Genomic DNA, 20,019 nt, shown 5'->3' on the forward strand with positions numbered 1-20,019 from the left:
AATTGGCCGCCAGGCCACCGATTCCAGCCATCGTCGGAACCCGAAGCATGAAAGCCGCCATCCTCGTCTTCCCCGGCATCAACCGCGAGCGCGACATGGCGCGGGCGTTGAGGCTGATCTCGGGCCATGAGCCGGCGATGGTGTGGCATGCCGAGACCTCGCTGCCTGCGGGCACCGACCTCGTCGTCGTGCCAGGCGGCTTCTCCTACGGCGATTACTTGCGCTGTGGCGCGATCGCGGCGCGGGCGCCGGTGATGGATGCGGTGCGCGACTATGCGGCCAAGGGCGGCCTCGTGCTCGGCGTCTGCAACGGCTTCCAGATCCTCTGCGAGTCCGGCCTGCTGCCGGGCGTGCTGATGCGCAATGCGCGGCTGAAATTCATCTGCAAGGACGTGCATCTGCGCGTCGAGCGTTCCGACACGCCGTTTACGCGCGGCTACAATGCCGGCCAGGTCATCCGCGTGCCGGTCGCCCACGGCGAGGGCAATTACGAGGCGGATGAAGAGACCATCAAGCGCATCGAGGGCGAGGGGCGGGTGCTCTATCGTTACTGCTCGGCTGATGGCGTGGTCGACGAGGCCAACAACATCAACGGTGCGGCGCATTCCATTGCCGGCCTTCTCAACGACAAGGGCAACGTGCTCGGCATGATGCCGCATCCGGAAAACCACGTCGAAGACATCATGGGCTGCACCGACGGCCGCGGGCTGTTTGCAGGCCTCACGGCGCATCTGGAAAAGGCCGCGTGATTGCTGTGATGGTGAAGCGTGCGCTCGCCGCGATTGCGGCGCTCGCGCTCACGCCTGCGGCATTCGCGCAGGATTTTCCGAAGCGTCCGATCACCATGATCGTGCCGTTCGCGGCCGGCGGCACGTCGGACGTGATCGCGCGCACCGTCGCCGAGCAGATGAGCGTGGCGCTCGGCCACTCCATCGTGATCGAGAATGTCGCGGGCGCCGTGGCTCGACCGCGCTGGCGCGCGCCTCCCGCGCCGAGCCTGACGGCTACACCATTGCCATCGGCAACGCCGGCACGAATGCTGCGACCTACACGATCTATCCCAAGCTGCCGTTTACACCCGAATCGTTCGCGCCGATCGCGATGGTGGCCAAGACCTTCGGCATCATCGCACTCCGCAAGGATTTCCCTGCGACGAATTTGAAGGAGTTCATCGCCTACGCCAAGGCCAATCCGGGCAAGATCAATCTCGGCCATGCCGGGGTCGGTTCGTCGAACTACCTTATCTGCAAGAGTTTTGTCACGGCGGCGGGGATCGACGCGACGCTGGTCGGCTATCGCGGCGCTTCGCCCGCGCTGACGGACGCGATCGGCAGCCAGATCGACGGGGTCTGCGATGCGGCCGCCTCGGTGTCGCAGTCGATCAACGAGAAGCTGGTGAAGGGGCTCGTGGTCGGCTCGACGGTGCGGCTTGCCACGCTGCCCGATCTGCCGACGTCAACTGAAGCGGGCCTGCCCGAATTCGAGGCGCAGGGCTGGAACGGCCTGTTCGCGCCCAAGGGCACGCCGCCTGATATCATCGCCAGGTTGAATGCGGCGGCGCGCACCGCGGTGGAAACCGAGGCGGTGAAGAAGCGCTTTGCGGACCTCTCGACCGTCGCACCTGACTCCGACGAGCACACCCCCGAGATGCTTCAGAAGCTCGTGACGCGCGACGTCGAGAAGTACCGCAAGATGCTGGCGGACGACGCCAAGCAATAGCAGTCCGCGCGAGCGCAGTTGCCGTTGCCGCCGGCACGGTCACCGCGGCGCTGCCGGCTTCCGCTTCACCCGCTTGATCGTGCCGGAGAAGGTGAACAGGCGGCGTTCCCCTGATATCATCTCCCCGCGCAGAAAGATCAGCGAGCCGCCGGCACGGGTGACCTCGCCGGTGCACTCGATCAGTTCGCCCTCATGGCCGGCATCGAGGAATTCGCAGGCGAAATTGACGGTCACGCCCTTGCCCTGGAGCGCGTGGCGGCCGATCGCGAACAGGCAGTAATCGGCGAACGCCATGAAGCAGCCGCCATGGACGTTCTGGGAGCCGTTGAGGTGCTTTTTCTCGACCCGGAAGGCGCAGCGGACCCGGCCGTCCGCCTCAAAGCGGTGCCAGAAGGGGCCGATATGATTCTCAAAGCTGTCGCGGATCCAGGTCTGCCAGCCCGCGAATTCCCCCTCGGTCGCGACATGGAGGTCGGGACGGTGGGGCGGGGGCGTTTTGGTCAATTCGTGCAAGGAAATGGGCCTTCAATTGCGGGTCTTTAGCCCTTAAATCCGATCCGTCCACGCCGTGCAATTGTTGTTCCCGCGACGCCCGCCCTCCAAAACGTGGGACAGCGGGAAAATGCGCCATAAAGGGCTTTTCGAAGCCGTCCGATCTTCCTAAGAACGGCCAAACCGCCGCCGAAAGCTCCTGAAGCCATGAAGAACGAACCCAAGATCACCCCCGAACTGGTTGCCGCCCACGGGCTCAAGCCCGACGAGTATGAGCGCATCCTGAAGCTGATCGGGCGGGAGCCGACCTTCACCGAGCTCGGCATCTTCTCGGCGATGTGGAACGAGCACTGCTCGTACAAATCCTCGCGCATCCATCTGCGCGGCCTGCCGACCAAGGCGCCGTGGGTGATCCAGGGCCCCGGCGAGAATGCCGGCGTGATCGACATCGGCGACGGCCAGGCCGTGGTCTTCAAGATGGAGAGCCACAACCACCCGAGCTATATCGAGCCCTATCAAGGCGCGACCACCGGCGTCGGCGGCATCCTGCGCGACGTCTTCACCATGGGCGCGCGCCCGATCGCCTGCCTCAACGCGCTGAGCTTCGGTGCGCCCGAGCACGCCAGGACCCGGCATCTCGTCTCCGGCGTGGTCGCCGGTGTCGGCGGCTACGGCAATTCCTTCGGCGTGCCGACCGTCGGCGGCCAGGTCCGCTTCCACACCCGCTATGACGGCAACATCCTCGTCAACGCCATGGCCGTGGGCCTCGCCGACGCCGACAAGATCTTCTATGCGGCAGCCTCCGGCGTGAACATGCCGATCGTCTATCTCGGCTCCAAGACCGGCCGCGACGGCATCCACGGCGCCTCGATGGCCTCGGCCGAGTTCGACGACAAGTCCGAGGAGAAGCGCCCGACCGTGCAGGTCGGCGATCCCTTCGCCGAGAAGCTGCTGCTGGAAGCCTGCCTCGAGATCATGGAGAAGGGCTGCGTCATCGCGATCCAGGACATGGGCGCCGCGGGCCTGACCTGCTCGGCAGTGGAAATGGGCGCCAAGGGCGACCTCGGCGTCGATCTCGATCTCGACGTGGTGCCGACCCGCGAGACCGGCATGAGCGCCTACGAGATGATGCTCTCGGAAAGCCAGGAGCGCATGCTCATGGTGCTCAAGCCCGAGAAGGAAAAGGAAGCCGAGGCCATCTTCAGGAAGTGGGGCCTCGACTTCGCCGTGGTCGGCTACACGACTCCGAGCAAGCGCTTCGTGGTCAAGCATGGCGGCGACGTCATGGCCGATCTGCCGATCAAGGAGCTCGGCGACGAGGCGCCGGTCTATGACCGGCCGCATGTGCCGTCCGCGGCGCTGCCGGTCGTGCATGCGCGCGAGGTGCCGGCGCCGATGGCGCTTGGTGCCGCCCTGGAGAAGCTGATCGGCACACCGGACATGTGCAGCAAGCGCTGGGTCTGGGAGCAGTATGACCACGTCATTCTCGGCAACACCATGCAGCGTCCCGGCGGCGATGCCGCCGTCGTGCGCGTGCAGGACGGGCCGAAGGGGCTGGCGCTGACCGTCGACGTCACGCCGCGCTATTGCGAGGCCGACCCGTTCGAAGGCGGCAAGCAGGCGGTGGCGGAAGCCTGGCGCAACATCACCGCGGTCGGCGGCAAGCCGCTCGCGATCACCGACAATCTCAACTTCGGCAATCCTGAGCGGCCCGAGATCATGGGGCAGTTCGTCGGCTGCCTGAAGGGCATCTCGGAAGCCTGCCGCACGCTCGACTTCCCGGTCGTCTCGGGCAACGTCTCGCTCTACAACGAGACCAATGGCCGCGCGATCCTGCCGACGCCCTCGATCGGCGGCGTCGGCCTGCTCGACGATTTCACCAAATCGGCCTCGCTGGCGTTCAAGGCCGAGGGCGAGGCGATCCTGCTGGTTGGCGAAACCCATGGTTGGCTCGGCCAATCCGTTTATTTGCGCGACATCTGCGGTCGCGAGGAGGGCGCGCCGCCGCCGGTCGACCTTGCTGCCGAGAAGCGCAACGGCGACTGCGTGCGCGGCATGATCCATGCGGGCACCGCGACCGCGGTGCACGACCTCTCCGACGGTGGGCTCCTGATTGCGCTGGCCGAAATGGCGATGGCGGGCGGCATCGGCGCAAAGCTGCTGGCAGCGCCGACCTCGCTGGTTTCGCAGGCCTATTGGTTCGGCGAGGACCAGGCGCGCTATCTCGTCACCGTGCCGGAAACCGAAGCCGGCCGCGTGCTCGCCAAGATGCGCGGCTGCGAGGTGCCTTGCGTGCGTATCGGCACCACCGGCGGCGATGCGATCGCGATCTCGGGAGAGACGCCTGTCACGATCGATGCGCTGCGCGCCTCGTTCGAGCGCTGGCTGCCGGAGTATATGGGCGGGAAGGCGGCCTGAGACCGCCATCCTAGCCTCGGACCCGTAGCCCGGATGGAGCGCAGCGTAATCCGGGACCATCGTCGTTTGTGGCAAGACCCGGATTGCGCTGCGCTCCATCCGGGCTACAAGGTCACAGCACCTTCGATGCCCCGGGGATTTGGCGCAAGGCGCGCGTCAGCGCCCAACTGAAGGCGACTGTCAGCACGAATCCCACCATCGCCTTGACGATCGCTGGCAGGTCATAGTCGAACAGCCAGTATTGCAGCCAAAGCGCGATCGGGTAGTGCACCAAAAACATGCCAAAGGCGTCCCGCTGCATCGGATCGAGCAGTCTGGCCGAACCGGATTGCTTGAACCGCTGGAAGAAGGCCAGGATCAGAAACATGATGGCCACGCTGAAGACGGTGACGTTGGCCGCGTAAAGTCCTTCATACCAGTTCGGCAGCGGTGACGGATTGCCGAGGATCTCTCGCTTGATGAAGATCAGCGTCCACAGCAGGCAATACGGAACGATGGCCAGCACCAGCCATTCCCAGCTCACTTTCGCCATCCGGCCCTCAGCCGAGAGCAGCCCGCGATCCATATTGGCAGCGCCGATGCCGGCACCGAAAAAGAAATAGGTCGCATAGAGCATCACGCGCCCGTGCTGGACCGAAAACGGCCCGAACTCGAACCAGCTGCTGGGTCCGAAATACATCAGCCCGGGGACGTAGAACGCGGCGCTCACGGCCAGCATGACCGCGAAGAATTCCGCGGGTCGCCGCCGTCCGCGCACCGACAGGCGGTTGATCGGGTCGAGCAGGTTGGGCCGCAGACTGTACAGCAGGCATGCGATCAGGTCGAAGGCGAACAAGACCCAGAGAAACCAGATCGGCCCTGATGGCCACGGGCCCTTCGTGATCGTCGTCCACCAGAACTGTGAAAAGCCGATCTCGGGATCATTCCGCAGAGAGATGGCGTAGTAGGCGATCGGAATGACCGTGAACGCGCAGATCACGAACGGGATGCCGAGCCGGCGAATACGGTCGGCCAGATAACTCGCCGGCCCCTTGCGAGCGATTCCCGACCAGGCGAACAGGCCCGACAGGAAGAAGAACATCGCCATGAAGAAGCTGTCGGTCGCCAGCACGATCATGTCGAAGCCGAAGAAGAACTTCGGGTCGGTATGACCGAAATAGGTGTAGGGGATAACGGCATGGTGCAGCAGCACCACCAGCGTCAGAAAGGTGCGAGCGCGATCGAGCGATAAATTCCGCGTCTTGGCCTTCGGCTCGGCATACGTTTCCGCGCCGATCGTCGCAGAAGTTGACATGGTCATCATGGCAGCCCCAGTCGCGTTTCCGTCCCGGCCGGACCTAGCGCCGGGACCCCGATTCAGCAAGCGCAGTTTGCGCCGCGACATTCTTCCATCGTGCCTTAGGAACCAGTTCCGCGCAACGCAGTTAGCGTTCCCGAAACGGTGAGCGGCCGCCGATTGCGGTCACCAATCTTGCGGAGCTGGCGATGACGATCCTGAAATGGGCCCTGATATTCCTGCTGATCTCGATCGTAGCCGGTGTTCTCGGCTTCACCGGCATCTCTGCCGCCTCCGCCGACATCGCCCGCTTCCTGTTCTACGTCTTCGTCGTGATCTTCCTGGTGCTGCTGATACTCGGGCTTACGGTGTTCAGGGCGTAGCTACAGGAGTCATTCCGGGGCGATGCGAAGCATCGACCCCGGAATCTCTAGATTCCGGGCTCGCGTCTATGACGCGCCCCGGAATGACGCCACCAAACCGCTACCCCACTTCCTCGATCTTCACCTTGTCCGGATAGAAAGCGAGATGGCCCGTAATCTCCGCCATCGCGGGGAAGGGCGTCTCGTAGGTCCAGATGGCGTTGTCGAGCGTCTTGCCGTCGGCCTTGATGCTGTAATAGCTGGCGTCCCCCTTGTAAGGGCAGTGGGTGGTGCGCTCGGAGCGCTCCAGCAGCGCCATGTTGGCGTCTTCGCGCGGCAGATATTGCACTGCCGGATATCTGGCCTCCTTCAGCGTCAGGGCCTTGGTGCTCTCGGCGATCACGATGTCGCCCGCCGTCACGCGGACGCGGCGGGGATTTTGGGTGATGGTGATGGGGTGGTCGGGGCCTGGAAGCTTCATGATTTCACGCCTTTTCGATCAATCTGCCGCGCGCGGCACTTTGTCGTGCCTTTATCCTGATGGGATCAGGGATATAGTGCCGGAAAGCGTGACGTAGAAGGCCGTTCACGCTAAGTTTGGTCCTGCCGGCAAGTTCGGCTTTGCGGATCCGGACCCCGGCAAATGATTCGACGCCAAGGCTGCAAGCCGTCACGCTGTAAGCCGACATAAGGAGCAAGACCCGAATGCCCATGGACGCCCACGATATCGAGGCGATGATCAAGGCAGCGATCCCCGATGCCGAGGTGACCATCCGTGACCTCGCCGGTGATGGCGACCACTATGCCGCGACCGTGATCTCGGAATCCTTCCGCGGCAAGTCCCGCGTCCAGCAGCACCAGATCGTCTATCGGTCCCTGCAGGGCCAGATGGGCGGCGTGCTGCATGCGCTGGCGCTGCAAACCGGCGTACCAAGTGCTTGAATAGACTGCACCTGACCTGATCGCGCGACGGGGACGCTGATGGCTGCGGACAATCCGCGCGGCGCGATGTTTCGCGTCATCGTGCCGAACCAGCCGAGCCGTGTCACCAATGCCGAGCTGTTCTTCGACCTGGTTTTTGTCTTCGCCGTCACGCAGGTTTCGCACACGCTGCTGAACCACTTCACGCCGCTTGGCGCGGTCGAGGTCACGCTGCTGTTCCTGGCGGTGTGGTGGGTGTGGGTCTACACGGCCTGGGTCACCAACTGGCTCAACCCCGACCTGACGCCGGTCCGCATCGTGATCTTCCTGATGATGCTGGGCGGCCTCGTGCTGTCGACCACGATCCCGACCGCCTTCGATGGCCGCGGCCTGTGGTTTGCCATCGCCTATGCGGCCATGCAGGTTGGACGTACCGCGTTCTGGCTGTTTGCGACTCCTCGCCATCGTACCGCCGTGCGGCACAATGCGATCCGCATTCTGGTCTGGCTCTGCGGCTCTGCGGTGTTCTGGATCCTGGGCGGTCTTGCCCATGGCGAGGAGAGGCTGTGGTTCTGGATCGTGGCGCTCGGAATCGAATACGTCTCGCCCGCGGTCCGCTTCTGGGTCCCCAAGCTCGGCTTCTCGTCGGTCGAGGCCTGGGCCGTCGAGGGCGGCCACATGGCCGAGCGCTGTGCCGGCTTCATCATCATCGCACTCGGCGAGGCCGTCGTCGTCAATGGCGCGACCTTCGCCGAGCTGACTTGGAGCGCGGACAATATCCTGGCTTTCGTCACGTGCCTGGTCGGGAGCATCGCGATGTGGTGGATCTATTTCCACAAGGGCGCCGAAGCCGGCTCCGAGGTGATCTCGAAAGCGGCCGAATCCGGCCGGGTGGCGCGGCTTGCCTACACCTATCTGCACATGCCGATCGTCGCCGGCATCATCCTCACCGCGGTCTCGGACGAGCTGGTGCTGAAGCACCCCGCCGGGCATCCCGATGTCCGCACCATCGTCAGCACGATCGGCGGTCCCCTGGTGTTTCTGGTCGGCACCATTCTGTTCAAGCACTCGATCCGCGGCTTCCTCCAGCTCTCCCACGGCGTCGGCATCATCCTGCTGCTGGCGCTGTGGTGGTTCGCGGCGGACCTGTCGCCGCTCTGGCTGTCGGTCGCGACCAGCGTGATCATGATCGTGGTCGCGGTGTGGGAATCGGTGTCGCTCGGGGCGAAGGTGGAAGAGGCCGAGGAGCGTTGAGGCGCCGCAGCTTTACTCCGCGACCTCCAGCGCGTGCACCGAGAACATCTTCGCCGCATCGGTCCAGCTCTCGCGCACGCGCCAGCCGGCGCCTCGCGCCAGCGCGGCGAACCGCTCCAGGCTGTATTTGTAGCTGTTCTCGGTGTGAATGCTCTCGCCGGGCCGGAACGAGAAGCTGGTGCCGAGCAGGCGCACGGTCTGGCTCTTCTTGCTGATCAGATGCATCTCGATGCGGTGCCGGTCGTGATTGTAGATCGCGCCATGGGTGAACGCCGAGAGGTCGAAATTGCCGCCGAGCTCGCGATTGATCCGCACCAGCACGTTGAGATTGAACCGCGCGGTGATGCCGGCCGCATCATTATAGGCGGCGTGAAGCAGGCGCTCCTCTTTCTCCAGGTCGGCGCCGATGATCATCTGCGCGCCCTGGCCAAGAATCTGGCGGGCGCTCTTCAGGAACGCCTGGGCTTCATGCGGCTCGAAATTGCCGATGGTCGAGCCCGGGAAGAAGCCGACCTTCGGCATTGATGCGACCGCCTTCGGCAGCTCGAACGGCGTGGTGAAGTCGGCGGCCACCGGATAGATGCCGAGCGAGGGAAAGTCGCGCTTCAGGCCATTGGCCTGCGCCTGCAGGAAATCGCCGGAGATGTCGACCGGAACATAGGCGGCGAATTTGGCCTGGTTCAGCAGCAGGCGGACTTTTGTGGTGGAGCCTGCGCCGAACTCGACCAGGGCGGCATTCTCGGGGATGATCTTCGCGATCTCGCTGCCGCGCTCCTTCAGGATCGATAGCTCGGTGCGCGTCGGATAATATTCCGGCAGACGCGTGATCGCCTCGAACAGCTCCGATCCGGTCGCGTCGTAAAAATACTTCGGCGACAGTTTTTTCGGCTGTTGCGAGAGCTGCTCGATCGCCTCGCGGGCGAATGCGGTCGTCTGCTCGTCGGGGAGATGGGCTTCGGCCAAAGCGCTGGCGTGCACATTCATGATACTCTCCTGAACGCGCTGTCCGGCGCGTATTCGTCGTCGGATGAGAACTAGTCGTAGTCGGCGAGCCGCAACCCCGTGAATTGCCAGCGGTGGTGCGGATAGAAGAAGTTGCGGTATGTGACGCGGCTGTGACCGTCAGGTGTCGCCAGCGAGGAGCCGCGCAGGACCAGTTGGTTGACCATGAACTTGCCGTTGTACTCACCGAGCGCGCCTTCGACGGCGCGGTAGCCGGGGTAGGGCGAATACGACGACCGCGTCCATTGCCAGACGATGCCGAAGGCATCGTTGAGCTGGCCCGCGCGCGCCGCGACCTCCCATTCCATCTCGGTCGGTAGATGTTTTCCGCCCCAGCGCGCAAACGCATCGGCCTCGTAATAGCTGACGTGGCAGACCGGCGCGTCGGGATCGACCGGCTTGAGGCCGGCGAGCGTCATCACCTGCCATCCGCCATCGGCCTCGCGCCAATGGCCCGGAGCCTGCCAGTCTTCCTTGCTGGCCGCGGCGAAGCCGTCCATCAGCCACAGCGTCGCACGCCGGTAGCCGCCGTCGCGCATGAAGGCGAGCCATTCGCGGTTGGTGACGAGATTGCGGGCGATCTTGACCGGGCCGACCAGCGCGCGATGCGCCGGCTTCTCGTTGTCGAAATGAAAGCTGTCGTCGACATGGCCGACGGTGTGGATGCCTTCGGTGAGCGTCAGCCAGTCCTCGCCAGCGCGCGTCCCGGCCGGAAACCGCCAGTCCTTGTCGTAAGTCGGATAGACCGGGTTCTGCGCGAAGGCGTGCAGGATGTCGGTGTACATCAACTCCTGATGTTGCTGCTCATGGTTCAGCCCGACTTCGACCAGGGGCGCGATCTTGCGGAGCTTGTCCTCGCCGGCCTTGCGGAAGAATTGGACGATCGCGGCATCGACATAGCTGCGATAGGCACCGACCTCGGTGGCGCTGGGCCGCGTGATGTCGCCGCGATGATTGCGGGCGTGGCGCGGGCCGGCGCTGACGTAATAGGAATTGAACAGGAAGGCGAAGTCGGGATGGAAGGGGCGGTACCCGGGCGCGTGCTCGCCGAGCAGAAACTGCTCCCAGAACCAGGTGGTATGGGCCCGATGCCATTTCGCCGGGCTCGCGTCCGGCATGGATTGGATCTGCTGGTCCTCGGGTGAGAGCGGAGCGGCGCGCCGCTCAGTCTCGGCACGAACGGCCAGAAACGCGCTCTCCAGCGCCTGCGCGAGGCCATCAGGGGTGGCCGGGGGTGACGAAAGCGGCTGATCGGCCGTAGCGGAGGCTTGTTTCGTCACGTTTTTCTCCAGACAGGACAAGAGAACGTTGTTGGCGCACCCAGGTTCCAAAACCAAGGTTCGTCCTAGATAGGGGCTCCGTTACGGTATGAAAGTCCTCCCCGGTGATGATATTCGTGTCATCATGCAATGGCGCCGGGGCCGCCCTGGCCTGATGTCCAGGGACTGCTCTTTGCCATTTTACTTTGGATGCACAACGGTTTGGGCTACATATATAGGCAGGTATCGGGTTAACTCGGCTGAGCCGGCCCGGATTGATAAATGAGGGCTCTGCCCCAGAAGGACACGGATATGAGCATCGCGGAATTCATCGACAACGAAGTGAAGTCGAACGACGTGGTTCTGTTCATGAAGGGGACGCCGCAATTTCCGCAGTGCGGTTTCTCGGGCCAGGTCGTGCAGATCCTCGACCACATCGGCGTCGGTTATAAGGGCCTCAACGTGCTCGAATCCGCCGAGCTGCGTAACGGCATCAAGGAATATTCGAACTGGCCGACGATCCCGCAGCTCTATGTGAAGGGCGAGTTCATCGGCGGCTGCGATATCGTGCGTGAGATGTTCCAGGCCGGCGAATTGCAGCAGCTCTTCTCCGAGAAGGGCGTCGTCGTCGCGGCCTGATCCGTGACAGTGCTGACGCGTCGGATCGGCGGCGTCCAGCTCGAAATCATCGTCGCCGACATTACGACCCTCGGCGTTGACGCCATCGTCAACGCCGCCAACTCGTCTCTTCTTGGTGGGGGCGGCGTCGATGGTGCGATTCATCGCGCGGCCGGCCCGGAGCTGGTGGCCGAATGCCGCATGCTCCACGGTTGCAAGACGGGCGATGCGAAGATCACCAAAGGCTACCGGCTCAAGGCCGCGCACGTGATTCACACCGTGGGACCGGTCTGGATCGGCGGTACGCTGGGCGAGGACGATCTGCTCGCCTCCTGCTATCGCCGCTCAATGGAACTGTGCGGCCAGCACGAGCTGTCGTCGGCGGCCTTCCCCGCGATTTCGACCGGCATTTACCGCTTTCCTGCCGACCGGGCCGCGAAGATTGCGATCGAAACAACCATTGAAGCCCTGCCGGCCGCACCCTCAGTCGGCCACGTCATATTTTGCTGCTTCTCGGAGGCAAGCGCCGCCCTGCATGCGGACGTCCTGGCCCGGCACGGCAGCCCTTGTGCCTGACGACGCGGTCGGTACACTCCGCCAGCCATGTTCCGGGGAGGGGATATGATTTCACGTTTTATACGATTTGCATTGGCCTGCGGTGCGCTTGTCTCGTTTGGGACGATGTCGGCACGCGCGGAGGGCACCTACGAGATTCCGGCCGGCGCACATTTCAATCAGGACAAGCTCGCCAAGGTCAGCGAGTTCTTCAAGAACGAGGTCGCGACCGGCAAGATCGCCGGCGCGACCGTGCTGATCCAGCAGCACGGCAAGCCCGTCTATCACGAAGCCTTCGGCGTGCAGGACGTGGTCAGCAAGGCGCCGATCACCGACAAGACCATCTTCCGCCTGTCGTCGCTGACCAAGGTGATCACCTCCGTTGTGGCGATGCAATTGATCCAGGACGGAAAGATCAAGCTCGACGATCCCGTCTCGAAATACATTCCCTCCTTTGCAAATGTGAAGGTCGGTGAGGAGAAGAAGGCCGAAGACGGCACCAAGACGCTCGAGCTGGTGCCACTGGTCCGGCCCATTACCATTCTCGACCTGATGCGCCATACCTCCGGGATCACCTACGGCTTCTACGGCGACAGTCTGGTTCGCAAGGCCTATCGCGACGCCAACATCTACGCGGGCGAATTCGATCTCGCCGAGTTTGCCGAGCGGATCGCCAAGCTGCCGCTGCACAATCAACCCGGCGCGCTCTGGCAGTACGGCCATTCCACCGACATTCTGGCGCGGATCATGGAGATCGTGTCCGGAAAGACATTGTTCGAACTCGAGAAGGAAAAGCTGCTCGATCCGCTCGGCATGACCGATACAGGCTTCTTCGTCACCGAACCGGAGAGGCTGAAACGGCTCGCCCAGCCGCTGCCGAACGACAGCAATTTCCGGGTCGGCCGCGAGTACAGGACTGAGGTTCGCCAGAAGTGGGAATCCGCCAGCGGCGGCATGGTCTCGACCATGGCGGACTTTTCGCGCTTTGCGCAGATGCTGGTCGATGGAGGAACGTTCGAAGGCAAGACCTATCTCAGCCCGAAGACGTTCGAGCTGATGGCATCGGACCATGCCGGCAAGGACTCCGGCGTTGAGCGGGACTACTTCTATTTCCCCGGTGACGGTTTTGGCATGGGACTTGGGTTTGCCGTGCGCACCGATCCCGGTAATGCCAAGCCGCCGCCGCCCGGCGATCTCGGCGAGTTGAAGTGGGACGGCGCCAGCGGTTGCTATCTGGTGGTCGATCGCAAGCAGGACATGTTCTTTGTGCTGCTGGAGCAGACCCCGACCGAGCGCCAGCGCATCCAACGGACATTGAAGCTTTTGGTCTATGAGGCCATGGAGAATTGACATGCGCGCGTGCCGCGCGCTCGTCGCGGCGCTCGCTCTCTGAAGACCACTAATCTATCGGGCGATGGGGCGGCGATCGTTTCGCCGCTGCCCTAGCCCGGATGGAGCGCAGCGCAATCCGGGAACTCTCGCCGCTGCAACACTGTCCCGGATTTCGCTGCGCTCCATCCGGGCTACGGGGCTACGGGGCCAACCAGGCCTCACGCCGCGCGCACGATCTCGCGCACGTAGCCGATGGCTTCCTCGATCATCGCCGCATCGACGTCGAGATGGGTGCAGGCGCGGATGCGGCCGTCCATCATCGCGAGCGTCACGCCGCGCTGCCTGAGGGCCGCGACCATCTTGTCGCCGGGGATGCCGGCGCCGTCGGGCTTGAAGAACACGAGGTTGGTTTCGGGCTCCTGCACCTCGATGCCGGCGATCTGCGACAGGCCGCGCGCGAGCGCACGCGCATTGGCGTGGTCGTCGGCGAGGCGCTCGACGTGATGGTCGAGCGCGTAGATACAGGCGGCCGCGCAGATTCCGGCCTGCCGCATCGAGCCGCCAAGGCGCTGCTTCCACTGCCAGACCGCGTCGATGAATTCGCGGGTGCCGGCGAGCACGCCGCCGATCGGTGCGCCGAGGCCCTTGGAGAAATCGATCCAGGCCGAATCCCAGCCCGCGGTCATGTCGCGCGGCGAGATGCCGCTTGCCACTGTCGCGTTCAGCAGGCGCGCGCCGTCCATATGCGTCACAAGGCCGTGCTGTTTGGCGATCGCGACGATCTCGTCGAGCGCGGCCTTCTTCCAGATCGTGCCGCCGCCGATATTGGCGGTCTGCTCGACGCTGACGACCCGCTGCGTCGGCTGGTAGCGCGTGCGCGGATGCAGGGCTTTGCGGAACGTCTCCGGCGTGAACTGGCCGTCGGGGCCCTTGAGCTGCGTGACCTGGAAGCCGCCGATCGCGGCATGCGCGCCGCCTTCGCGGGCGATGATGTGCGCGGTCTCGTGCGCCAGGATCTCGTCGCCGGGGCGGCAATGCACCAGCGTCGCGGTGACGTTGCACATCGTCCCTGACGGCAGGTAGACCGCCGCTTCCTTACCCATCAGCGCGGCGACGCGCTCGCACAGCGCATTCACGGTCGGATCGTCGCCGACCTGCTCGTCGCCGACTTCGGCCCGCGCCATCGCCTCGCGCATCGCAGCCGTCGGCCTGGTTTGCGTATCCGAGAGCAGATTGATGCGCACCGGGGGCGCCTTGGGATCGACGGGGGGAGGGGTGTAGAGCATGCGACGGCTCCTCAAGCGATGCGGCCACTGAAATGTGGCTCTTAAGCAAAAAGGCCCCGGCGAACCGGGGCCTTTCGACATTCAAATCTTAGCGCGAATAGAATTCGACGACCAGATGGGGCTCCATCTGCACCGGGAACGGCACGTCGGAGAGGGCGGGGATGCGCACGTACTTCGCGGTCATCTTGCCGTGGTCGACTTCGAGATAGTCGGGGGTGTCGCGCTCGGGGAGCTGGCTGGCTTCGAGAACGTGGGCGAGCTGCTTGGAGGCTTCCTTGACCTCGACGACGTCGCCGACCTTGACCTGGTAGCTCGAGATGTTGACCTTGCGGCCGTTCACCTTGATGTGGCCGTGGTTGATGAACTGGCGCGCGGCGAAGATCGTCGAGACGAACTTGGCGCGATACACGACCGCGTCGAGACGACGCTCCAGCAGGCCGATCAGGTTCTCGCCGGTGTCGCCCTTGAGGCGGCTGGCCTCGACATAGATGCCGTGGAACTGGCGCTCAGAGATGTTGGCGTAGTAGCCCTTCAGCTTCTGCTTGGCGCGCAGCTGCACGCCGAAGTCCGAGAGCTTGCCCTTGCGGCGCTGGCCGTGCTGGCCGGGGCCGTACTCGCGGCGGTTCACGGGGCTCTTCGGGCGGCCCCAGATGTTCTGGCCCATACGGCGATCGATCTTATACTTCGCCTCACTGCGCTTAGTCATCGCGTCCTCTTCGGTTGCATGGTTTGAGGAAACGCGCCCTCCTGTGTGCCCGGATGATCCCGGCACCGACAGGTCCGATCCCCAAAGCTTAAGGGACCAGACCACGGGTCGCGAAACGCTTCGCGGGCCGAAACCGGCCCGCGAGCAGGCGGCTTTTAGGGGAGTTTGGGCCGTTCTGTCAATTCTCAACGCCGTCATTCCGGGACGATGCGCAAGCATCGACCCCGGAATCTCGAGATTCCGGGTTCGGTGCTACGCACCGCCCCGGAATGACGGGCCTTAAGTCCCAACCGCCCGGATCGGCTTGGCGCCCGCCGCGCGCAATTCCGCAGCAATTTCAGTGTTCAGGACCTGTTCCAGCCGGGTCAGGACCCGGGCGATGGGGGCAGCGTCCGTCACCCGGTGGTCCCAGCGGATTACGACATGGATGGTCTGGTCCGGCTCGACAAGGCCGTAGCTGACGATGAACGGGCCGGGTGTGATGGGATGAAGCTCGCCGCCGCCATAGGCGGCCACCGAGCTGACCGCGAAGCTGCCGAACCAATTGCCGCGCTGCCGGCCGAAATTCAGGCCCACCGCCCAGAACAGGCGCCGCAGCGGCAGCGGTAGCCCGGTGACCCGCATGACCTTGCGGAACATGGGGATATCAGCGACCGGGGCCGTCTTGGCGCGCCGGATCTCGGTATCGATCGCGACCAGCGTCATCGCCTCTGGCGCCGCGATCCGCTGCGGCATGACGCATTCCTCGCCATTCTCGAGCCGGGCGATCGCCACCGACGCCACGCTATTGGGGAGCTCATAGAGCGTCGGCCAGGGCCATTTGGCGTAGACGGTGCGCAGCACCGGCTCATCCCTTGCCACCAGGGCGAACGCCTTGACGAACATGGCCGCCCAGCCGGCCGGCGCCCTCGCGCCCGCGCGGGCGTCCAGCAGGGGGCGGATATTGAGCGCGCGGGAGAGCGACACGAACGGCACGCCCCTCGAGGCGTGCATCAGGTCGATAATCAGGCGACGCGGCAGGGAAATGTTCTTGGGTTGACCGCGCATCGTTCCTTCGGTTCCCGCGGACTCACATGGGACTGGCGGCGGGGGGGCCCCGCGCGCCGCCTGCTCTAGCACGCCGCGACGGCTGAAGGCGAGAACGAGCATTTCTTGAGCATTGTTCCGTCTGGCTCGGCCTACCCCGGGCCCCGGCAAGCGGCGGGCGGTTCAGCGCCTGATCCCGTCGAACGCCGCCATGATGCCGCGCTGGAACAGCGACCAGTCGAAGCCGAGTGCGATGGCGCGGTAGCCGCGGTCAATGAGCCGGTTGGCCTGGTCGGCGGTGCGCGCCACGCCGCCGATCGGCACGCCGCTTTTGAGGATGCCGGCCTCGGCCCGCGCGATCAGCGCCAGCAATTCCGGATCGTCCATCTGACCACGCTTGTTGATGGACGTGGCAAGATCGCCGGGGCCGATCACCGCGACATCGATGCCTGGGGTCGCCATGATCTCGTCGATGCGGTTGACGGCATCGACATGCTCGATCGTGATCATGCAGATCATCTCGTCATCGGCTGAGGCCATGTAGTCAGGCATTGACTGGCCCCAGCGGAACGGCGCGTGGAACGGCCCCCAGAGCCGGTCGCCGCGCGGCGGATAGCGCACGCTGCGCACCGCTTTCTCGGCCTCGTCGCGATTGGTGATCATCGGGAAATTGATACCGAAGGCGCCGATATCCATCGGTGCTTTGGCCAGCCACGGCTCGTTCGCGGCGATCCGCACCAGCGGCGTGCACGGCGTGCCCGTCGTCGCGGCGATCATGGCATGCGCTTCGGTGAGGCCGATCGGGCCGTGCTCGAGATCCACGATGATCCAGTCGAGCGAGCGCGCCATGATCTGCACCATCTGCACGCTCGGGATCGTTGCGATCGCGCCGAAGGCGGGGCGGCCTTCGCTCCACATCTGGCGAACGCGATTGAGCGGCTTTGCGGGGACCGACATGTGAAGACCTGCGCGTGGGTAACGATGCGCGAAGCCTAGCAGCACGCCGCCGGGGCGCAAAGTCAGGCGACCGCGCGCCCGCCGAAGAACGGTGTCAGCGTGGCGGAAAGGCCATGCGCGCGGTTCGAGGTGAAAATCATCTCAGCGCCCGTCTGCGCGATGCCGCAGCCGTACGGGCCGAGAAGGTCGGAAACGCGGCGGGCGATCGCAGGCGCCGGATCAATCCATTGGACCGGCCAGGGCGCCAGCCGCTCCATCCGGTCGAGCAGCAGCGGATAATGAGTGCAGGCCAGCACGATCGTGTCGGTGCGCGCAGTCGTATCCTCGGGGTTTCCGACGAAGCAAGGTTTCAGCTCAGCGAAAATATCGCTGTCGTCGACTGTGGTGCCGCTGAGCGCAGCCTCGGCGAGCGTGGCGAGTTCGGGCGAACCGACCAGCGTCACCTCGCAGCCTTGGCTGTGATCCCGGATCAGCGCTTGGGTGTACTCGCGTTTGACGGTCGCTTTCGTACCGAGCACGGAGACGCGGCGGGTCTTCGACTGCGCGCAGGCCGGCTTGATCGCCGGCACCGTGCCGACGAACGGCACGCGATAAGCGGCGCGCAAATGGCTCATGACTGAAACGGACATGGTGTTGCATGCGATCACCACCAGGTCGGGCTTGTGCGTGGCAATCAGCTCCCCCATCAGCGGCACGACGCGGGCGATGATCTCGTCCTCGCTGTGATGGCCATAGGGGAAAAAGGCGTCGTCGGCGACGTAGGTATAATGCGCATCCGGGCGCGCCGCCACTACCTCACGCAGCACGGTGAGGCCGCCAAGACCGGAATCGAATACCAGGATCGTCGGGGAATTGGTCACGTCGCTACCTTAAGACCCCATGGTTACCATTCGGTTTTTGGGGCGGTTTTGCGGCGGGGGCGGCCGGCGGAGAGTTTGGAACGATTCAATTTCACCTCTGCCGCCTGGACCCGCTATCAGCCGTGCTGCGCTGCGATTGGGATATCCGTAAGTTTTCGGGAGCCGACATGATCAGAAACACTGGGAATGTTGCCCGGTGGTTTCACTGGGGCCTGGCGCTGGCGATCATCGGCACGATCGGCTTCGGCTGGTGGGTGAATCACATCCCGGCGCGCGCCGACAAGTTCTTCTACCGCTCGATCCACGCCGATATCGGCTACGTGATCCTGCTGCTCACGGTGTTGCGATTGGCCGGCGCGTCGTCAACGCGACCCCGGCGCTGCCGGCCGAGTCCTTGCGCTGGCAGAAGATCGCAGCCGCGTCAGCCACGGCGGCGGCAGTCCGGATTGCTTCGCTGCGGTCGCAATGACAGGGTAGGATGTGGCGCCAGTTTTGCTTCATCTCTTCAGGAGACGCTATGCTCACCGTCCACCACCTCGGCAAATCGCAATCCGAACGCATCGTCTGGCTCTGCGAGGAGCTCGCGATCCCATATGAGCTGAAGTGCTATGCGCGCGATTCCGTCACCATGCTGGCGCCGCCCGACTACAAGGCGCTGCATCCGATTGGCGCTGCGCCCGTGATCACCGACGGCGATCTGGTGCTGGCCGAATCCGGCGCCGTCGTCGACTACATCATCGCCAAATATGGCAACGGCCGCCTCGTGCTCCGCGCCGATGATCCCCACTTCGCGCAGTTCCTGTACTGGTTTCACTTTGCCAACGGCACCTTGCAGGCCGGCATGGGCCGGCTGATGCTGCTGAACCGGCTCAAGCTCACTCCCGACAATCCGATGCTGGTCGCGATCAGGGCGCGTGTCGACCGTGCCTTCGACCTTGTCGACGCGCGCATGCGCGAAGCCGAATATCTGGCAGGCAGCAACTTCACCACGGCCGATATCATGACGGTCTTCACGCTCACCACGATGCGTTATTTCCAGCCCTATGATCTCCAGCGTTGTCCGAACGTGGTCGAATATCTCGGCCGCGTCAGTGCGCGTCCGGCCTATCGTCGGGCGATGGAGAAGGGCGACCCCGGCATGGCGCTGCTGCTCAGCTGAGCGGACGATCAGGCGATCTTGTTCGTGGTCGCCGTCCGCGCTGCGGCCAGCTGCTTCTGCAGGCGATCGATGTTCTGCAGCAGGCGCTGGCTGGTCAGCACCAGGAAATAATAACCGAACTGCGGATCCTGGAAGTAGATCTCGAGCAGGCGGTCATAGGTGATCGTGAGCACCTGGCCGTCTTCGATGCATTCGATCGTTCCGGTGCGGCGGTTGTCGGGCGTGAGGAAGCCGAGCTCTCCCATCAGCGCGCCGGGCCCGATCTCGACGCCGATCTCCTTGACCAGGAACTTGCCGGTCACGGTGAGAAGCATCTCCTGGGCCGGATCGCCGAGCTTGAACAGGGTGTCGCCGCGCCGATATTTGCGCTCGGTCATGAATGGCTTGAGCCACTCGATCGACATGTCGCCTTCGGCGGCGTGCCGCGCTTTCTTGACCAGCTTGAGCATCTGACGAAGTCGGAGGGCGTTGATCGGAAGCATCAGGAGATAGAGCAGGAACGTCGAGACATTGGCGGAGAGCGCGCCGAAAATGGCGAAGAAGGCGCAGCCGATCATGTTGGCGACGCGCAAGGGCACCATCGTCCGCATCAGGAGGGTGGCGACGAAGAATCCGGCGCCGATCGTCGCAAATAGATTGGCCAGCGTGATGTTGTGGACGAAGATCTCGAGCAGCCGGTTGAAGATCGCGTCCCAGGTGACGTTGTTGGGGTCAAGGCCCATCTGGACCAGGATCTTCGCGATCCTGAGATTGTCCGTGGCCGCATCGAGAATGCGGTCAAGGATCGAGGAGACGTCTGCGCTGCCGGACGGCATGG

At 64.2% G+C, this 20,019-nt stretch carries 20 protein-coding genes and 2 pseudogenes; 11 read left to right on the plus strand and 11 right to left on the minus strand.

Translation table 11 applies throughout. The annotated features are described in order from the left end of the window. Positions 1 to 47 precede the first annotated feature (47 nt). Positions 48 to 749: a phosphoribosylformylglycinamidine synthase subunit PurQ gene (gene purQ / locus ACNJX9_RS15835; protein WP_057747329.1), complete on the plus strand. Its 702-nt coding sequence runs from the start codon at positions 48 to 50 to the stop codon at positions 747 to 749. An 8-nt stretch (positions 750 to 757) separates the two neighbouring features. Next, positions 758 to 1,719: pseudogene (locus ACNJX9_RS15840) on the plus strand (tripartite tricarboxylate transporter substrate binding protein BugD). 39 nt (positions 1,720 to 1,758) lie between these two features. Here ACNJX9_RS15840 and ACNJX9_RS15845 read toward each other — a convergent pair. Continuing rightward, entirely contained in the window at positions 1,759 to 2,232 is a 474-nt protein-coding gene (locus ACNJX9_RS15845) for a PaaI family thioesterase (RefSeq protein WP_057747327.1), read from the minus strand. Positions 2,233 to 2,418: 186 nt separating this feature from the next. Here ACNJX9_RS15845 and purL point away from each other — a divergent pair, with 186 nt between their 5' ends. Next, complete coding sequence (gene purL, locus ACNJX9_RS15850) at positions 2,419 to 4,629, plus strand: phosphoribosylformylglycinamidine synthase subunit PurL (protein ID WP_057747326.1); 2,211 nt, start codon at positions 2,419 to 2,421, stop codon at positions 4,627 to 4,629. A 112-nt stretch (positions 4,630 to 4,741) separates the two neighbouring features. Here purL and ACNJX9_RS15855 read toward each other — a convergent pair whose 3' ends face one another. Next, a complete protein-coding gene (locus ACNJX9_RS15855) occupies positions 4,742 to 5,932 on the minus strand; it encodes an acyltransferase family protein (protein ID WP_439409490.1) in 1,191 nt (396 codons plus the stop codon). A 182-nt stretch (positions 5,933 to 6,114) separates the two neighbouring features. Here ACNJX9_RS15855 and ACNJX9_RS15860 point away from each other — a divergent pair, with 182 nt between their 5' ends. Continuing rightward, complete coding sequence (locus ACNJX9_RS15860; RefSeq protein WP_083514194.1) at positions 6,115 to 6,288, plus strand: DUF1328 domain-containing protein; 174 nt, start codon at positions 6,115 to 6,117, stop codon at positions 6,286 to 6,288. A 100-nt stretch (positions 6,289 to 6,388) separates the two neighbouring features. Here ACNJX9_RS15860 and ACNJX9_RS15865 read toward each other — a convergent pair whose 3' ends face one another. Beyond that, on the minus strand, positions 6,389 to 6,748 hold the full coding sequence (locus ACNJX9_RS15865; RefSeq protein WP_057747324.1) for a DUF427 domain-containing protein: 360 nt from the start codon (positions 6,746 to 6,748) through the stop codon (positions 6,389 to 6,391). Positions 6,749 to 6,972: 224 nt separating this feature from the next. On the opposite strand from ACNJX9_RS15865, the gene ACNJX9_RS15870 reads away from it, so the two are divergent. Both ACNJX9_RS15870 and ACNJX9_RS15875 read left to right on the plus strand, forming a co-directional pair. Further along, positions 6,973 to 7,209: a BolA/IbaG family iron-sulfur metabolism protein gene (locus tag ACNJX9_RS15870; RefSeq protein WP_057747323.1), complete on the plus strand. Its 237-nt coding sequence runs from the start codon at positions 6,973 to 6,975 to the stop codon at positions 7,207 to 7,209. A gap of 39 nt (positions 7,210 to 7,248) precedes the next feature. Next, entirely contained in the window at positions 7,249 to 8,442 is a 1,194-nt protein-coding gene (locus ACNJX9_RS15875) for a low temperature requirement protein A (protein ID WP_439409491.1), read from the plus strand. A gap of 12 nt (positions 8,443 to 8,454) precedes the next feature. Here the strand turns inward: ACNJX9_RS15875 and egtD are convergent, their stop codons facing one another. Next, entirely contained in the window at positions 8,455 to 9,426 is a 972-nt protein-coding gene (egtD, locus tag ACNJX9_RS15880; RefSeq protein ID WP_439409492.1) for an L-histidine N(alpha)-methyltransferase, read from the minus strand. Between the two features lie 50 nt (positions 9,427 to 9,476). Beyond that, on the minus strand, positions 9,477 to 10,775 hold the full coding sequence (gene egtB, locus ACNJX9_RS15885; protein WP_439410068.1) for an ergothioneine biosynthesis protein EgtB: 1,299 nt from the start codon (positions 10,773 to 10,775) through the stop codon (positions 9,477 to 9,479). Between the two features lie 240 nt (positions 10,776 to 11,015). Between egtB and grxD the strand changes: the two genes are divergently transcribed. From grxD to ACNJX9_RS15900, 3 genes are read left to right on the plus strand one after another with little or no spacing between them, the layout of a single operon-like run. Beyond that, positions 11,016 to 11,342, plus strand: coding sequence for a Grx4 family monothiol glutaredoxin (gene grxD, locus ACNJX9_RS15890; protein WP_018647423.1), 327 nt, complete (start codon positions 11,016 to 11,018; stop codon positions 11,340 to 11,342). 3 nt (positions 11,343 to 11,345) lie between these two features. Next, positions 11,346 to 11,897 (plus strand): O-acetyl-ADP-ribose deacetylase, encoded by a 552-nt coding sequence (locus ACNJX9_RS15895; protein ID WP_439409493.1) that lies wholly within the window; start codon positions 11,346 to 11,348, stop codon positions 11,895 to 11,897. Positions 11,898 to 11,942: 45 nt separating this feature from the next. Next, positions 11,943 to 13,226 carry a serine hydrolase domain-containing protein gene (locus ACNJX9_RS15900; protein ID WP_439409494.1) on the plus strand — a complete coding sequence of 428 codons (1,284 nt, stop codon included), beginning with the start codon at positions 11,943 to 11,945 and terminating at the stop codon, positions 13,224 to 13,226. A 200-nt stretch (positions 13,227 to 13,426) separates the two neighbouring features. On the opposite strand, the gene ACNJX9_RS15905 is transcribed toward ACNJX9_RS15900, so the two are convergent. From ACNJX9_RS15905 to murI, 5 genes are all read right to left on the minus strand, one after another. After that, complete coding sequence (locus ACNJX9_RS15905; protein WP_439409495.1) at positions 13,427 to 14,494, minus strand: threonine aldolase family protein; 1,068 nt, start codon at positions 14,492 to 14,494, stop codon at positions 13,427 to 13,429. A gap of 88 nt (positions 14,495 to 14,582) precedes the next feature. Further along, on the minus strand, positions 14,583 to 15,200 hold the full coding sequence (gene rpsD / locus ACNJX9_RS15910) for a 30S ribosomal protein S4 (RefSeq protein ID WP_057747316.1): 618 nt from the start codon (positions 15,198 to 15,200) through the stop codon (positions 14,583 to 14,585). Between the two features lie 279 nt (positions 15,201 to 15,479). Beyond that, positions 15,480 to 16,247 carry an acyltransferase gene (locus tag ACNJX9_RS15915; RefSeq protein ID WP_439409496.1) on the minus strand — a complete coding sequence of 256 codons (768 nt, stop codon included), beginning with the start codon at positions 16,245 to 16,247 and terminating at the stop codon, positions 15,480 to 15,482. A 162-nt stretch (positions 16,248 to 16,409) separates the two neighbouring features. Continuing rightward, the gene (locus tag ACNJX9_RS15920; RefSeq protein ID WP_439409497.1) at positions 16,410 to 17,183 is read right to left on the minus strand and encodes an HpcH/HpaI aldolase family protein; all 774 of its coding nucleotides are present in this window, start codon (positions 17,181 to 17,183) and stop codon (positions 16,410 to 16,412) included. A 62-nt stretch (positions 17,184 to 17,245) separates the two neighbouring features. Continuing rightward, positions 17,246 to 18,043, minus strand: coding sequence for a glutamate racemase (murI, locus tag ACNJX9_RS15925; protein WP_057747313.1), 798 nt, complete (start codon positions 18,041 to 18,043; stop codon positions 17,246 to 17,248). A 167-nt stretch (positions 18,044 to 18,210) separates the two neighbouring features. Here murI and ACNJX9_RS15930 point away from each other — a divergent pair. Continuing rightward, a pseudogene (locus tag ACNJX9_RS15930) lies at positions 18,211 to 18,461 on the plus strand (cytochrome b); the annotation flags it as partial. 99 nt (positions 18,462 to 18,560) lie between these two features. After that, on the plus strand, positions 18,561 to 19,202 hold the full coding sequence (locus ACNJX9_RS15935) for a glutathione S-transferase family protein (RefSeq protein ID WP_439409498.1): 642 nt from the start codon (positions 18,561 to 18,563) through the stop codon (positions 19,200 to 19,202). An 8-nt stretch (positions 19,203 to 19,210) separates the two neighbouring features. Here ACNJX9_RS15935 and ACNJX9_RS15940 read toward each other — a convergent pair whose 3' ends face one another. After that, positions 19,211 to 20,017: a Crp/Fnr family transcriptional regulator gene (locus ACNJX9_RS15940; RefSeq protein WP_057748943.1), complete on the minus strand. Its 807-nt coding sequence runs from the start codon at positions 20,015 to 20,017 to the stop codon at positions 19,211 to 19,213. Positions 20,018 to 20,019: the final 2 nt, after the last annotated feature.

It is taken from the genome of Bradyrhizobium sp. BLXBL-03 (genome assembly GCF_051853015.1).
Classification (GTDB): Bacteria; Pseudomonadota; Alphaproteobacteria; order Rhizobiales; family Xanthobacteraceae; genus Bradyrhizobium; species Bradyrhizobium manausense.

Coding starts and splice junctions, on each gene's coding strand:
- purQ (WP_057747329.1), top strand. CDS start 48: ATGAAAGCCGCCATCCTCGTCTTCCCCGGCATCAACCGCGAGCGCGAC.
- purL (WP_057747326.1), top strand. CDS start 2,419: ATGAAGAACGAACCCAAGATCACCCCCGAACTGGTTGCCGCCCACGGG.
- ACNJX9_RS15855 (WP_439409490.1), bottom strand. CDS start 5,932: ATGATGACCATGTCAACTTCTGCGACGATCGGCGCGGAAACGTATGCC.
- ACNJX9_RS15860 (WP_083514194.1), top strand. CDS start 6,115: ATGACGATCCTGAAATGGGCCCTGATATTCCTGCTGATCTCGATCGTA.
- ACNJX9_RS15865 (WP_057747324.1), bottom strand. CDS start 6,748: ATGAAGCTTCCAGGCCCCGACCACCCCATCACCATCACCCAAAATCCC.
- ACNJX9_RS15870 (WP_057747323.1), top strand. CDS start 6,973: ATGCCCATGGACGCCCACGATATCGAGGCGATGATCAAGGCAGCGATC.
- ACNJX9_RS15875 (WP_439409491.1), top strand. CDS start 7,249: ATGGCTGCGGACAATCCGCGCGGCGCGATGTTTCGCGTCATCGTGCCG.
- egtD (WP_439409492.1), bottom strand. CDS start 9,426: ATGAATGTGCACGCCAGCGCTTTGGCCGAAGCCCATCTCCCCGACGAG.
- grxD (WP_018647423.1), top strand. CDS start 11,016: ATGAGCATCGCGGAATTCATCGACAACGAAGTGAAGTCGAACGACGTG.
- ACNJX9_RS15900 (WP_439409494.1), top strand. CDS start 11,943: ATGATTTCACGTTTTATACGATTTGCATTGGCCTGCGGTGCGCTTGTC.
- ACNJX9_RS15905 (WP_439409495.1), bottom strand. CDS start 14,494: ATGCTCTACACCCCTCCCCCCGTCGATCCCAAGGCGCCCCCGGTGCGC.
- rpsD (WP_057747316.1), bottom strand. CDS start 15,200: ATGACTAAGCGCAGTGAGGCGAAGTATAAGATCGATCGCCGTATGGGC.
- ACNJX9_RS15915 (WP_439409496.1), bottom strand. CDS start 16,247: ATGCGCGGTCAACCCAAGAACATTTCCCTGCCGCGTCGCCTGATTATC.
- ACNJX9_RS15920 (WP_439409497.1), bottom strand. CDS start 17,183: ATGTCGGTCCCCGCAAAGCCGCTCAATCGCGTTCGCCAGATGTGGAGC.
- ACNJX9_RS15935 (WP_439409498.1), top strand. CDS start 18,561: ATGCTCACCGTCCACCACCTCGGCAAATCGCAATCCGAACGCATCGTC.
- ACNJX9_RS15940 (WP_057748943.1), bottom strand. CDS start 20,017: ATGCCGTCCGGCAGCGCAGACGTCTCCTCGATCCTTGACCGCATTCTC.